Source organism: Kistimonas asteriae (assembly GCF_018263925.1).
In the GTDB taxonomy this organism is placed as follows: domain Bacteria; phylum Pseudomonadota; class Gammaproteobacteria; order Pseudomonadales; family Endozoicomonadaceae; genus Kistimonas; species Kistimonas asteriae.
Genome location: NZ_JAEVHF010000018.1, coordinates 1 through 14,993, shown reverse-complemented (window position 1 = coordinate 14,993; position 14,993 = coordinate 1). Strand labels below are relative to the sequence as shown.

The window sequence follows — 14,993 nt, the reverse complement described above, 5'->3', positions numbered from 1 at the left end:
TGCCTACCCTCTAAAGTAGAACGCATTCGCTCTGCTGCAGCGATAATGTTGATCGTGCTGCCTATTCTGAAAAAATAGTACAGCAGTATGCAGCACATGAAGGGTCAGGATTTGTGAAAAAAAGCCAGCATGCGGGTTCCCAATCTGTGCAACCGGCTGGGTTGAGAAGACTGTTCTGTTGATGAAGTGGCAGCGTGATCCCTAAACAACCCACTAAAGACAAACCCCAGCAGGTTGGCGAACACACCAATGACAACGGGATTATTCGCCCAGATGGAACCTGCATGCTGCAATTGACAGCCGACGATGGCTATCAGGCCAAAGGAAACACCAAACCAGTAGTCCCGGGCTGTCACTGAAAAACCGCAGATCACGGCGACGAGCGGAACCAGAACAATAGGACTCCAGAAGTTGTAGGCATACACGAGCACATCAATCACATTGTTAAAGGAAAAGGCAAACACCAGTGCCAGAACGCCAACGACCAGCGTTGTCAGACGGGCCCATAGAAGGCTGTGACGCATCGTGAAGGAATTGTGGGAGAGTGGCGTGATAATGTCATGAATGGCGGAAATTGCGGCCGCATTCAGAAAACCTGATGCGGAGGACATGATCACCGAGACCAGACCAACCACGACAATGCCCTTTATGCCCGGCGAAAGCAGGACGTTGATCAGATAAGGAATCGATTGATTGGGGTTAATGTCGGGGTTGATCAACAAGGCAATCAACCCCAGCCCGCCCACAAGCAGAAAGAACGGTATCGACAGAAAACCACTGGCAATGACTGCCCGCTTGGTGGTTTTGGATTGCTTTGCCATGATAAGGCGCTGAATGTAGGGCGGTACCGTTGATTCACCGAACATGAACGTTAGAAATAACGGAATAAACATGGGCCAGAAATGGGGCAAGTCCAGCGGATTAGTAAAGCCGGCTGGTGTTCTTTCCACAATGGTTGGCCAGCCACCCACTGTGTTTAAACCAATAAAAAACAGTGCAGGCAATGCAATGACCAGTATCAGGAATTGCAGAATATCGGTGTAAACAACCGCGCGCATGCCCCCGACCGCGCAATACATAATAATGATGCCAAACCCGAGTAATACCCCAATCTTCGGATCAATGGTGAAAAAAGCTTCAATAATCTGCCCCATGGCATTGACCTGCGCGCCCAGGATACCGGCGCACACCAGTACTGCAAAAACACCGGTCGTTATTTTTGCGGTTTTACCATACTGCTTACCAATAATGTCACCAACCGAATAACAATCGCTGAAACGATCCATTTTGGGCGCCAGCACGAACCCGATGAAAAGCTCCTTCAGGCTGAAGCCCAATAGCGCAAACGCGTAAATCATGCCCATGTTGAAGACTTTCTCAGCATTGCCAAGGGTGTAACCGCCACCAATGAAAGAGGCTGATAGGGTGGCAAATATCGCGAAAGTTCCAAAAGAACGCTGGCCGACCGCAAACTGTCCAAAGGTATTGAGTTGCCTGCTTGAAAAAATACCTATAAAGATGTTGAGAGCAAGAAAAAAAACAATGATGCTGATATCCAGCCCGTGCATACAACACTCCTGTTGTCATAATTAGCCTGAAGTTTTTCGCCTAAGTTAATAAAGTAGATGGAGAAAGAAAAAAGTCTACTAACAGTTTTGTTAGTTAGTAGTCATGATGGTTGAAGTTATAAGAGTTATTTTCTTTTGTTGGAGTGTCTATTTCTCTAACATGATTTAATTATTATGAATTTATATATCTGACAGTTGTCAAAAACCATGATTTATATGTATCTAAATGTTTTTGAATCGTTATGAGTTAATGGTTTTTATATGAATATCAAATCGGCGCCCCCTGTACAAGGTTCAAGTAGAGTGCAGAGCGATTCTGAAACTAGCGATGCTAAAACTTCGAAAGGAGATATGAGTGTTTCTGATCAGTCGAAGCCAACGACTGGTTTTCGTAGTCCTAGAAAAACGCCTAAAAGAATGAAAAGATCGGTACGATCTACACCTGATGGATGTACAAGAAAAGAAATGACTTTAGTCAATAAACTTGAGAAAAAAAAAGCGTCGGAACCAGGGAAAAGGGTTGGAAATGATGTTTTTGGTGATTTATGGGATTCCTTAATGTCAGTGATGGTTGTGATTGAAGAAAACAACTTTGAAGCTTTGTCTAATGAATATAGCAAAGAAAAGCTATACGGGATATGGAGTAAAAACCAGAAAGAAAATCAGTTGCCATATACATTACTGGATTGGGATTTATGTACGAATCTTGTAAGCATGGGGCTTTCAAATCCACAATATTGGCAATATAGCCATGAAATTATTGAAGGCACTGCCTGGGAATGTCTTGATAGTTATCTTAATGCGAAAACAAAACGTTCAAACGTTAATGGTAATATACGAGGTTACTTATTGAAAATATTCCCTAAAGCTGAGTGCTTGAATATGGGGCATATTAATAATTTGCCAGTAAACGATGTGAGAGGAACTGATGAAGAAGGTGCAAAGTTATTTGGAAGTGAAAAAGAATGGTGTGAGATAAAAAAATATCTTGTTCTTGATGATGATGCCTTTGATAATCGGTGGGAATGTATTAATAATGATTCTCTTGGTATTCCAGAAGAACTGCAAAGGGTCGTCAGGGATTTTTTGGCGATGATTCCACAACTTCCTGATGAGACTGATGATGATGCAGAGAGGCATCCTTATGACGGCCACGTAATAAGGAGAACTGACACAACAACTGAATTTAATGTCAGTGAAGATGCAAACAGAATGAATTCAGAAAATATCCATGCAATGTTGAGTTTTCCTCTTCGCAATCAGATTTATTATGGTTACGATACTATCACCTTACAAAGGTTATATTTTATCTTGAATGCAATTTTATACATCAATAAATACCATTTTATTGTGTTAGACGATAAGCATCCAGAATTAGAAAGAGATCTGTTGTTTCATCGGCGTCAATTTTGTAATAAAAGTATCATACCATTTCTTGTGTCGTTTATTCCTAGTCAGTCATCCATACCTACAGATGGAAATCTCAGAGGTGATAATGTTAATCTAGAAAATTTGCGGGAGTATTATCGTCTACTTGAAGAGAAATTATCAGATGATGAATATACTGAGCCCGCAACCAAAATAAGCAAAATACAAACTGCTTCAGATAGTAGAAGCCCAGATAGAAGTAGTTTAGTTGAAAGGAGCCCAGCTAATAGGAGTCTTAATGAATTCAGTTCAGTTGCTCATCGTCAAGTTGAATCGGTTGATTTTGCTAACGAATCCGCTGGATTACATACAGGACCCGATTCGGCGGAATCTAAATCTGAAGTTGATGTTGAGATTATGGAAGAAAGTATTGATCGTGAAGAGGCTAATGAATTAAAGCGTGAGTTAACAGCAAGTAAGGCGGAAAGTGAAGAATTAAAACGTGAGTTAGTTGAAAATAGAGTAGAAAAGAAAAAGTTACAGTATGAACTACGTATTAGAAAAATAAGCGAGGGAATAAAAGATGGGATAATAAACTATCAAGCAAAAGGAGTTTACAGTGAAGGTGAAGGTAAGCCTGAACGTTTCATTGGGAAACCGAATTATTGTGAGAATCTTATGAGTAATAAACAGGGGGTTTGTTTTTACAACGCAGCAATGGAAATATTATATAGCATGATCAGTTGTGATGATTTTGCTAAGTTTATAAAAGGTTTCAAACGTGCAGTTGATATGATGGCGACTGATGATATGTTGTTCGCTGCGGAAGAAGTGCATTTGTGGGATTTTAGGACAGAAGGTCATCAATATTGCCTTGGTCTATTGGATTTCATGGAAACGATTAATGACCTAAGAATGAAAGATGCTAGGAGTAAATCGGAAAAAGAGTATAAGGGTATTGTAAAAAATAAAACCATCGCTTTATTAAATAGTTGCAGAGAAATAAAGCCGCTGAAAAGATTTTTTAAAGTGCCGAGGACAAGTGAGGATGGGAGTGGGCCTTCTATTATCAAAGATCTGATTATAGATCACCAGTCTCTTCCTGAGTTTATAGAAGCGCTATTGAACCACTTAAATAGAATTCTTATTGATTTCTCATTATCTGAAGAATATGTCATACCGCTACATTTTGATAGCTATGATGTAAAGTCAGGATTGGGAGAAAATTTTTGGTTAAGAAGTGCTGCTCTCGGCAACAGAAAAGGGTTAGTGTTCAATGTTGAAGTTGACTTCAATGCTAGAAAAAAATATTTTTCGCTACAGTCAATCTTATTTAATAATATTGTAAGTGAAATTGATGTTGCAAATATGAAGAGGCAGCCGTGGAATACAACCAATATGTTTAAGCGCTCGTTTGCTACAGAGAGCTGGGATAAATGTAATGATGAATCTTATGATGATATTTTAACATTCACAACACATTATCCGGTTCTCCAAGAAGATCAAAAATTATTACTTCTGAATTTGCATTATGTTGGAGATATAAGTTTTAGTGCCAGTGGTAATGCAAGAGACTTTATTATAAATACTGATCAAAATTTCTTGAAGGTTGTTTTTTATTGCGTAAAAAGAGATGGTTTTTTCATGAGGAGATATAGGTTTGACACTATGGTGTTATATTCCGACCCTCTAGGTAACAGGTGTGGCCATTATTTCACGGCAAAATATTCTACTATTGGCAGCGTCGGTTCATGGATGGTGCTTGATGATCTTTCAGCTGATCCAAAGAGTGATATGGTTTATTCATGGCGTGAGTTTGCGTTGGAGCGAGAAGCAGTTCCAGAAGTGATTCTTTGTGTTTCCGATTGCTGTGATGAAAAGGTTGATGGCTTAGAGGAAGAAATGTATCAGCAAAAATTCTAATTAGCTGATTTGATGAAATAATTTTGTTAAAAATTGCCAAGGTCTTTCATTAGGTATTTTTACTGGTTTTTAGGAGTCAATGTATATTAGGGGGGGCGTATGAAACCTAGTTGTAGTTATAGTGCTAATCTACCGAGTAGGTCATTGTTAGCTGTAACGGAAGAACCTGCTGATGCGAGTTATGATGAAGTTCTTCCAATTTCTGAGATGAAAATAGAAGTTGATGTTGCTGAATGTGGGCAAGATCAGTTGTTAGTAGGTAGATGTGAGGAAAAAACGGCTAAAACACCATCAATATCATTATATCGAAGAACACCCTATGCAAACCAAGTCATGCTTTCGCAGGCTAACAAACTTCAGGAGGCTATCAAAAAATATGAGGTTGTTCTACATCGGCATAATTTTCCTAAATTCAATAATGATCCTGCTCTGCATGATCAACGTTATTTTGCATTGTGCCGTATTCAGGAAAGGATCGAGCAAGATACAAGATTTCAAGGAGACCCATCATTACTCTCTTATGCAATAGGTTGCCTTTTTTCATTCACTAAAGTCGGGCGCTGTGATGACTATTGTGATTTGGCCACAAAGGAATGGTTGGATGATAGAGATAAATATAAAAACCTTAGATTGACACTATTTGAATATGCGAATATTTCTGACACGGACTTTGATAACCATTATTTTTTGTGTATTGACGTTGGTGGTAAAGCGTCTCTAAGTCATCAACATGACGTTAGACCTGTGCGTATCCGTCCTCATATACTACCCGACGAATTACAACATTGTGTACTTGTTGACCCATTTTTTGGCAAGAGTTTAGTATTTAGTGGCAGGACTGAAGAAGTAAGGAATAGTGTGTGGGAAAGATATGTGTCTGATGTCACTGCACGCATGGGGCATCCTCAAAAAGGCCAACTTAAATTAAGCCGACATTGCCAGTTTAAGAATTATTTGGATGATGAAGAATGTGTATATGTTAAAAAGATTGCAGAACAATACTTTATTTCATATTTGTTGAAGGATTGCAAAGTATTAGACGATGCACTGAATTTATTGATTGATTTAACAAAACTGCCATTGCTGGCACCTAATGAACATTGCCGTGATTTGAATCGAGCTGAGTGGACTGAAGAAGTTATTAGGGCACTAATAAGCAGACAGATTGATAATCGTAAGGGATTACACGAAAGTCAATCTGGTATTGATGTTAGAGAGTGTCAATACTTAGAAGATATGATCGGTTTAATTTTTGAGCCGAGTATTGCAGCAGCATCTCATAAAACTGATACGCGTGAATCTAAATCACGTACAAGCACATACTTATTGTGGCCTCCCTATGTCAGAAGGTGTACACGTTGGTTAGGAGCACCCTATCGATCTTTGCGCAGGGTGACGCGTGTTATAAACCCTAGTTTTTTATCGAAGGAAAAAAATATTCTTTGCTGTGGAATCATTGATAATGATATACAAGGTAATGAGCAGGTAAGAAATAAAGAGTACTACTATGCGACACAAACTTTTTGGTTTGATTACGTATTACCTAACCTGAAAATGATTAGAGAGAATCCTGCTGATCCATCCATTAGAAAGGAGGTCAAAGACGTATTTTTGTTAGATGACGAGCGATTAGAACGGTGGCTTGCAAAGTATGATAGTGTCCGAGAGCAGAAACATCAATATCTGGATTATGCATCTCTTGTAGTAGATAATATGAACTCTATTCTAAAACAATACCTTAAAGAGGGTATTTCGCTTTATGAAATTGTTCAGCATATTTCTACTGTAAGAGATGAGGGAGAGTGGGCTGTTTGTTGGGAGAGAACTAAACGTTTTTTGAAAGAAGCAATTGAGTGGATGAAAGAATGTAATGCAGAAGATCAAAATAATGATAATAGCAGGCGTGCAGAAGAAGCCGCAAGCATATTAAATATTAGCCTGAAAGATGTTGCTGACTATCCTGCGCTTTATGATCAAAGGGAGGATGAAAAAGTTAGAATCCATCGTCGCAGACGAGCGATACTGGATATGGCTTCGGAACCTACAGTGAAAAATATTCATGATGTTGTTGAAAGTATAAATAATAGAGTCGAAGTGAAAGTTCCCGTTAAACTTATAGGGAAAGGGGAGGCAGTGACCTTTACAGACGTAAAGTCAGCTTTAACACAGTTCTTGAATAACCGAAGAAGAAAAAGAAGTGATGCACTCGCAAAGCTTTATTTGGCAGAAGGTAAGCAGGTTGATTGCTGGCTGGATAATGCGCAAAAGTTTGAGGAAATGAGTAGGAATAAATATAAAGGAGGCGTTTTAGAGATGCTGCCGATATCAAAACGGCTCTTTTTGAGAGAATTGTTACTGAACTATTTTGCTGAGTGCCAGAAGGGTAATCCTAAAGCTTTTGGTAAAGTCTTACGACTTCTGGATTGTAAAGAGAAACCTAATATTATAAGAAAGCGCTTGGAATTGCTTAAACCGTATTTTATTAATGAAAGTGCTAGGACTTCAGTCTATTTAATAAAATTTGGGTTTAGTCACGATGAAATAGCAATGCTTAGGCGTCGCTATCGTGACGAAGCAGTTCCTGCACCTCGAGTGTTGGATCAGAAAATTTTAAGACTGCTTTTTAACCCGGAAAACCGATATTCTATCGCTCAAGTGGATCACGAGCTTAGCCAAGAGTCTCTTGATTTTCATCATTCAGCTATATTCAAAACTCTAAATTTATTTCGTAGAAAAATCAAAGATAAAACACCTGAAGAAATAGCGAGTTTTTACCATGTCAGCCCTGAGGTGGTTGCAACCTGGAAAGACGTTTACGAAACCCGTAAGGTTGAGTTGGATAATGAGAATTTAACAAGAAAGCGAAAATCAAGGCAAACAGGAGAGGAGTCGGTCATTAAGAAAATAAAGTTAGAGAAAGCCGAGTCGGCTCGTGTTGATTTTCCTGATGCTAATGTATTGGATAAAAAGCCTATAGCAGGTCCAAGCCAAGCCTTTGATCCTTTGGAAGGCATTGAGGAAAATACAAAGTTAACCCGTATTCAGTTATTGGATCGGTTTTATGGCACAGGCAGTCGGCCGTTGCATAAATATGAACGCAATTATTTGCTAAGTCATTGTACGGTTTCACGTAACGGTGCGGTCTATTGGTTAACACAATTTTCCGAGAAAATGGCAAGTCTTGATATTGAGGATTTTGCTGAACATTACCGTATACCAACTGAAAAAGCAGAAACCTGGCATCTCAATCAAGACAACGATAACGTTACTTTTGATAAAGGAGCAGCTGATAGAGCTATGCTTTTGGCAACGTTTGGTGCTCAAGCAAATCTAGTAAAAGCGAACAGGCGAAAAATTGCTCAGAACGTTGTTTTAAAACACCCAATGTATAGCTCTAGACAAGCCATGGCTATTTGTACTGCTTGGGAAAATGATGACGATGTGAAGGAGAGAAAAATCGATAGTGTTCGTAAAACTTACGGTTTTGAATATAGTGAATGTGAAACGTTGGTTGAGAGTTACCTTTCTTCAATTGTGCACCAGCGCGGTGTTGAAAAATCATCGTTATCCAAGGCTACTAGTGATCTCTTTCGCTCATTCTATGAAGATTCCACAGGGGCTTCTTCTACTAAGGGGGAGCTGATTAGTCGATATTTGACTCAGTGTCCTGATGATGTCACTGAATCAGAATTAATAACGCAATTTAAGCAGTTTGAGAAATTAATAAAGAAAGGTTATTCAGCGGATGAAATAGCAAAAAAAATGTCCCTTGATATTGGCGATGTTAATAAATGGCTTGTTTCAGCTAAACATAAAGTACGCATGTTAAAGGATGAAATGGTTACAGATCAAATAAAGCTTTATGATCGAATGTGGGGGGAAGAATCTGAGCCTATAACACCATCATATGCTGCCGCTGAACTTGCCCTTGATGTTAAGTGGGTTAAAAGTCAGTGCCAGAAGATAACAAAAATTTTTAATGGTCAGCAAACGATCGATTCAATGTCAGAGTGTTTGGGATTACCACTTGATAAAGTTAAATCATGGAATGCAATCTATCATCTAAGAGCTCCATCAACGAGAAAAAAATAAATTGCGTGTAACCTAAACGTAGTTACTTATCATGTTTGGCTATTATGAATCTTGATTTTTTAATCATATGCTGTCTTAGTGTGATAATGAGATGGTTTGAAAAATGAAGTGTTAAATAAATGCATTATTTATGAATTTATTTGTTGTTTTGTTGTTTTGTTGTTTTGTTGTTTTGTTGTTTTGTTGTCTATCTCAGTGAGAGACTTTTTGTGAGTAAATGATTGTTGTAATGACTGGAAATAAGGTAATAAGTTTTTCTTTGTTAGTGTGGTAACCATAGCTACGAAGCGTTAAATTCGTAGTTTATTTTGGAGTCTATGTTTTATGATGGTTTTTAGATTTTTTGAATGCATATGCCCATGTTGTTGTAATCCTGAATCTGATTCTGAGGTTTATGAAATGCAGGCAGGGAGGCAATGGCAAAATTATAATGTAAACATAGATGAGAAGGGGAGTCGTTTTGAGGGGTATTTTGCGCAAAAGGAAGGCGAGACATTTGAAGCCTGGAATACTCGACTAAAAAATATGAGAACTTTTAAAGACATAAATACACAGATGGAAGACAAAGATTTTCCTTGGAAAAAAAAGAGCAGTAACCCATTTCCAGTGCCTGCAAGAGCAATCATTGCAGGTGGAACACATGCTCCCCAGCCAGTATCAGGATCTAGTGGACCGGTTTATAGGGACAGTGAACGATCGGCAACGTTTGGGACAGGCCTCTTTAGTTCATCTGGAGGGGGCGGGGGAGCCAGAGCGTCAGGAGATGAGATAAGGGGGACGTCTGAATATGAAGAAAAAAGAAGACAAGCAGTGCTGGATACAGGCTCTTTAAGTGAGGCCAGAAAATTGGGGAGTCAAATTGAAAAGGGGCTTCAAAATTTGAGAGAAACTTAAGGGTAAACCTTCTCATATTTGAAAATGAAATAAAGTAGGGTAGTTTTCTCATAGCTGTAAAAACGAGAGCTGTCGTTTGAAACATGGCATGTTTTTACCGATAAAAAAAGAGCGCACAAGGCGCTCTTTTTATTGGGTATTGCTGTCTTACTTGGAAGTGAACTCCGGATAGGCTTCCATACCACATTCCGCCAGATCCACACCCTCGTACTCTTCCTCTTCGCTGACGCGGATGCCAGTCACAACCTTCAGCACGCCCCAGACGATCAGGCTAGTAACGAAGACCCAACCGAAGATGGTAGCAGCACCGGCCAGCTGACCCAGCAGGGTAGCGCCGCTGTTGGTCGCAGGCACAACCAGCAGACCGAACAGGCCGACAGTACCGTGGACAGAGATGGCACCGACCGGATCGTCGATCTTCAGCTTGTCCAGCGCCAGGATGGAGAGGACAACCAGCACACCACCGATGGCACCGATCAGGCTGGCCTGAACCGGGGTAGGGGTCGAAGGCTCGGCAGTGATCGCAACCAGGCCGGCCAGTGCACCGTTCAGGGACATGGTCAGGTCAGCCTTGCCGAACAGCAGGCGGGCAGTGATCAGGGCAGCCACAACACCGCCAGCGGCAGCAGCATTAGTGTTAACAAAGACCATAGCAACCGCGTTGGCGTTCGCGATATCGCCCAGCTTCAGGACAGAACCACCGTTGAAGCCGAACCAGCCCATCCACAGGATGAACGTACCGAGAGTCGCCAGCGGCAGGTTGGCACCGGGGATGGCGTTGATCTCACCGTTCGCGCCGTACTTGCCTTTACGAGCACCCAGCAGGAGAACACCGGCCAGGGCTGCAGCAGCACCGGCCATGTGGACGATACCGGAACCGGCGAAGTCAGAGAAACCGAGGTCACCCAGGTTGTAGAGACCGAAGACGTCGCTGCCACCCCAGGTCCAGGCACCTTCCATCGGGTAGATGAAACCGGTCAGGAATACGGCGAAGATCAGGAAGCTCCACAGCTTCATCCGCTCGGCGACTGCACCGGAAACGATGGACATGGCAGTGGCCACGAACACGACCTGGAAGAAGAAGTCAGACGCGCCGGAGTAGATGGAACCACCTTCGAAGCCGTCTTCACGGCCGGCGAAATCGCTCAGCGTGCTGGCGACGTGATCATCACCGACCAGGATGCCGTCGAGCAGGTAACCGCCGCCGTACATTATCTGGTAACCGCAGATCAGGTACATGATGCAGGCAATGGCGAACAGGGCGATGTTCTTGGTCAGAATTTCAGTGGTGTTCTTGGAGCGGACCAGACCGGCTTCCAGCATGGAGAAACCGGCGGCCATCCACATGACCAGTGCGCCACAGACAAGGAAATAGAACGTGTCTATGGCGTATTGCAGGTGAAAGAGATTGTTTTCCACAGTAAACCCCCCAGTTTACGTTAGCGTGCCGGGCATCGGGATGCCGGCGTGCCGTGTATTCGTTATTAGATAGCGTCGGTGCCGGTCTCGCCGGTACGGATTCGGATTGCCTGTTCCAGTGCGGTGACGAAAATCTTGCCGTCGCCGATCTTACCGGTGTTGGCGGTCTTGCTGATGGCTTCGATGACCTGATCAAGCATGTCGTCGCCGATGGCCACTTCGATCTTGACCTTGGGCAGGAAGTCCACGACATATTCCGCACCCCGGTAGAGTTCGGTGTGGCCCTTCTGGCGGCCGAAACCTTTGACTTCCGTGACGGTGATACCCTGTACGCCGATCTCGGAAAGAGCTTCACGTACATCGTCGAGCTTGAAGGGCTTGATGACTGCTGAGACCAGTTTCATGGCATTTTCTCCTGAGCTTCTCATTCTTTGCGTGTCCGGGGGGCTGAACCCGGACAAGTCTACGCTTTTCGGTTTCGGGTTATAAGTACTTGTCGCGCTGGATCATGGCCGGACAGACGGTGGAAACCGGATGCCGGTGACTGGTTAGACGACAGAATGCGGTTTTTGTTGTTGTCATGGTGCTCCTCGCTGTCGTGAATCGGTGTGCCCCGTGTTGGCTCACTGCCCAGGGCGGTTGCTGGCTTAATTGCAGTCATCGTGCCAGTTATTGAATACTGTGACGAAATGCCCGTTTTCCGGGGTTTTTAGAACAGTAGACTGGATGACTTTCACGCTATGCGCAGATATCGTGCACTGTCAGATGCAGGCTCAGGGGCGAAAATGTTGGGCTATGCACTATCATGGTGCACCTTTCTGGTGCAATGAGATTGTCACAGAGGCTGGAACGGGGGAGCAGGTCACTATGGTGGTGCAGTCCAATACGGCAATGGATCTGGTGTATACGTGGGTCGATGGCGCAGACCCGGCCTGGCAGGCTGAAAAAGAACGCTATGCCCATGAGGCGGGTTATTACATCGGGAACCGGAACTGCCGCTGGCAGGACAATGAAGAATTGCGCTATTCCTTGCGCTCTGTGGCTGCCTACTGGCCATTTGAGGGCACGATTTATATCGTAACGGCGGGGCAGACGCCGGCTTGGTTGAATACGGAACACCCATGTATTCGGGTGGTTGATCATCGGGAAATCATTCCTGCGGATTACCTGCCGACCTTTTCATCAACGGGCATCATTGCGCGACTGCATCACATTCATGGGCTTCGAGAGCGCTACCTTTACCTGAATGATGATTTCTTTTTTCTTCGCCCGGTGCAGGAACGGGACTTTTATGACGGTGAATCCAGCCTGTTTTATGTGAATGAACAGCGTGTTGATGATGCGAACCATGTATCAGAAACCAGCCATTCTGATCGAAATGGCGTTGTTTTCAGCCGTACCTTCATGCAGAGAGAATTTGGTGTAACGGATGCTTTCCCCATGCCGGAACATGCCCCCAAGGCGATGCAGCGATCCTGGGTGATGCAGTTGGAAAAACAGTTCCCTTCATTATTTCAGGATGCCATGCAGGGGCGATTCCGTCGGGCGGATGCACCCATCATTGATGATCTGTTCTTCCGCTGGCTGCATCATCTCGGGCGGGCGCAGTATCGGCAAAACAGGAATTGTTACATGGAAAACTGTACACCGGATTCCGCTGAACAGTATGCCGCGCTGTTGGAGGGTCGTCATGATTCCCTGTGTCTGTGCATCAACGATATCTCGGATGATATGTCTGAGGCTCTGTATGCGCCTTACCAGCAGCAGATGCAGGGGTTTCTGGCGGCACGTTTTCCGGAGAAGTCCGATTTTGAGTGTGATTGAAGACGTTCGGGGAATTGCACAGGAGAAAATAGTGCGGACACATTGCCCGCACTATTGATGATCAGCGGGGGTTGTCGGAGGAAATGCAGCGTTTGACCACATATTCCGACGTCATACACTGCAGAACGCCGCTGTAGGAAATATCAAATTCGATAATATCGCCGACATGGTGGATTTTACTGGCATCCGTGATGTCGAGGATCAGGTGGTCACTGCTGCCCCCAATCACCAGGATGCCTGAATCCCGGGGCGTAATCTGGTTGATATCAATATCCTGCTTGCCGATGGCACAGATGGCGCGCCGGCGAATACCCCGGTCTACAAAAACAGGCTTGTTCCCGAACGCATCCAGTGCGGTGGAATCGGCCGGTACCGAGGGCTTCAGTTTGACCTCAATGATTTCACACTGCAGAGAAAAGGCAGACTGGCAGGTGCCGGGCACCGGATCATCATTGAGGCCGATGCCCATCAGCAGTGAGGCGCCCAGCCGCAACTGGTTCACCGCTTTTGGCAGGCCACCCCGCAACATCAGGAAAAGACCGGCGGAGCTGGCGCCGCTGATGACATTGAGCTGAACATCAAGTGCTTCTTCAATGCGACTGGCAATAGTGGCCAGTTCTGTCTGGTTGTTGGTTGTGGGTTCTACCCCCCCATAACAGGCCAGGTTTGCACCAATACCTTCGAGTTGCAGTCCGGGTAACTCTGTCACGGTTCTGGCCAGATGCAGTGTCTCTTCTTCAAAGAAGCAGCCTTCACGCAAGTCGCCAAGATCATGCATCACAATCACGCCATGGGTGATGCCGAGCTGACAGGCGGCTTTGGACAGAGCCCTTAGCGTGGTTTCTTCGGAGTTCAGGGAAACCTGGGCAAATCTGACTACCGCCTCTACCTCACTCATTGCCGGGAGTCGCAGAAGCATTTTCTTGACCGGCAATCGCTCAAGGCGTTGCAGGTTGATGAGACGCGAATCCGCCAACAGCGTGATACCCCCCTCCACCATGGCCTGCGCTATCTCGGGATTGGCGCAGGCCAGTTTAGTGACGCCGGCGGGCTCTACGCCATGACGATGGCAGAGCTCTACCATCGCGTGGATGTTGTTCCGAATGCTATCGAGGTTGACCGTGAGGCAGGGGTAAGCGTACATCAAAGAACCTTATTGCAACGTTAATGACTCGACGATGGGAGGTACGATAGGCATTCTTCACAATAAAAAGAGCCCCGTTATTGCCTAAGATCAGTCTTGAACCGGAATGTTCAAAAAATATCTGTTGATATGCCTTGGTCTTGCATCGATCAGGTAAAGTGCGCCGGCCCTGCTTGCGCAGGAATACGTCAGACGATACATTCCCTTTCCTTAAGAATGATGCGGTGGCTGAGAGATATGGCTGCCTGAGCGCATTGGGATGTGGGGATATCCTTTTGCGATTATTCGGAATTTTACTGTTCACGGGGGCAAGATATCCCCAGCATCAACGCTATCCCGTGCGAAATAGAGGGTGTATCTGCAAGATGATCGACAAGGCCGCATTTGTGACTTCCATTGCTGGTAAGCTGAACACCCTGCTGGCCGGTGAAAAAGGACCGGTACGGGATGATCTGGAAAAGAATATCAAGGCGATTCTCCACAGTGCCTTCTCCCGGATGGAACTGCTGACCCGGGATGAGTTTGATGCCCAGGTTGCAGTGCTGCAGCGAACCCGGCAGATGCTGGAAGAACTGGAAGACCGGGTGGCAGAGTTGGAGAAGGCAACACAATCTTCAGAGAACGCATAAGTATTCCTGATTACCACTGTGGCTCAGCCAGCTTGAGAAGCCTTGCTGGCATGGGGCAGGTTCGCGCAGCCATGTAACCCAGCCTTGATACCATCGCCTTCAAATCAAAGCGCCGGTTAAATCGATAACAGT

Annotated in this window: 10 protein-coding genes and 1 pseudogene; 5 read left to right on the top strand and 6 right to left on the bottom strand. The window is 44.2% G+C overall.

Annotated elements, in window-relative coordinates; all coding sequences use genetic code 11:
- Window positions 1-104: 104 nt before the first annotated feature.
- Window positions 105-1,568 (bottom strand): sodium:solute symporter family protein, encoded by a 1,464-nt coding sequence (locus KHS78_RS17835; protein WP_211829973.1) that lies wholly within the window; start codon window positions 1,566-1,568, stop codon window positions 105-107.
- 261 nt (window positions 1,569-1,829) lie between these two features.
- Here KHS78_RS17835 and KHS78_RS17830 point away from each other — a divergent pair, with 261 nt between their 5' ends.
- The 3 genes from KHS78_RS17830 (at window position 1,830) to KHS78_RS17820 (ending at window position 9,845) form a co-directional block, all read left to right on the top strand.
- On the top strand, window positions 1,830-4,859 hold the full coding sequence (locus KHS78_RS17830) for a hypothetical protein (protein ID WP_211829972.1): 3,030 nt from the start codon (window positions 1,830-1,832) through the stop codon (window positions 4,857-4,859).
- Between the two features lie 99 nt (window positions 4,860-4,958).
- Window positions 4,959-8,951 (top strand): hypothetical protein, encoded by a 3,993-nt coding sequence (locus KHS78_RS17825; RefSeq protein ID WP_211829971.1) that lies wholly within the window; start codon window positions 4,959-4,961, stop codon window positions 8,949-8,951.
- 324 nt (window positions 8,952-9,275) lie between these two features.
- Window positions 9,276-9,845, top strand: coding sequence for a hypothetical protein (locus tag KHS78_RS17820; RefSeq protein WP_211829970.1), 570 nt, complete (start codon window positions 9,276-9,278; stop codon window positions 9,843-9,845).
- A gap of 147 nt (window positions 9,846-9,992) precedes the next feature.
- Here the strand turns inward: KHS78_RS17820 and KHS78_RS17815 are convergent, their stop codons facing one another.
- From KHS78_RS17815 to KHS78_RS17805, 3 genes are all read right to left on the bottom strand, one after another.
- A complete protein-coding gene (locus KHS78_RS17815) occupies window positions 9,993-11,264 on the bottom strand; it encodes an ammonium transporter (RefSeq protein ID WP_211829968.1) in 1,272 nt (423 codons plus the stop codon).
- Between the two features lie 65 nt (window positions 11,265-11,329).
- The gene (glnK, locus tag KHS78_RS17810) at window positions 11,330-11,668 is read right to left on the bottom strand and encodes a P-II family nitrogen regulator (protein ID WP_211829967.1); all 339 of its coding nucleotides are present in this window, start codon (window positions 11,666-11,668) and stop codon (window positions 11,330-11,332) included.
- 59 nt (window positions 11,669-11,727) lie between these two features.
- On the bottom strand, window positions 11,728-11,925 hold the full coding sequence (locus tag KHS78_RS17805) for a hypothetical protein (protein WP_211829966.1): 198 nt from the start codon (window positions 11,923-11,925) through the stop codon (window positions 11,728-11,730).
- Window positions 11,926-12,059: 134 nt separating this feature from the next.
- Here KHS78_RS17805 and KHS78_RS17800 point away from each other — a divergent pair, with 134 nt between their 5' ends.
- On the top strand, window positions 12,060-13,088 hold the full coding sequence (locus tag KHS78_RS17800) for a stealth family protein (protein WP_211829965.1): 1,029 nt from the start codon (window positions 12,060-12,062) through the stop codon (window positions 13,086-13,088).
- A 61-nt stretch (window positions 13,089-13,149) separates the two neighbouring features.
- Here the strand turns inward: KHS78_RS17800 and KHS78_RS17795 are convergent, their stop codons facing one another.
- The gene (locus KHS78_RS17795; protein ID WP_211829964.1) at window positions 13,150-14,232 is read right to left on the bottom strand and encodes an alanine/ornithine racemase family PLP-dependent enzyme; all 1,083 of its coding nucleotides are present in this window, start codon (window positions 14,230-14,232) and stop codon (window positions 13,150-13,152) included.
- A gap of 365 nt (window positions 14,233-14,597) precedes the next feature.
- Between KHS78_RS17795 and KHS78_RS17790 the strand changes: the two genes are divergently transcribed.
- A complete protein-coding gene (locus KHS78_RS17790; protein WP_211829963.1) occupies window positions 14,598-14,861 on the top strand; it encodes an accessory factor UbiK family protein in 264 nt (87 codons plus the stop codon).
- A 10-nt stretch (window positions 14,862-14,871) separates the two neighbouring features.
- On the opposite strand, the pseudogene KHS78_RS17785 reads toward KHS78_RS17790, so the two are convergent.
- Window positions 14,872-14,993: pseudogene (locus tag KHS78_RS17785) on the bottom strand (IS1595 family transposase); the annotation flags it as partial.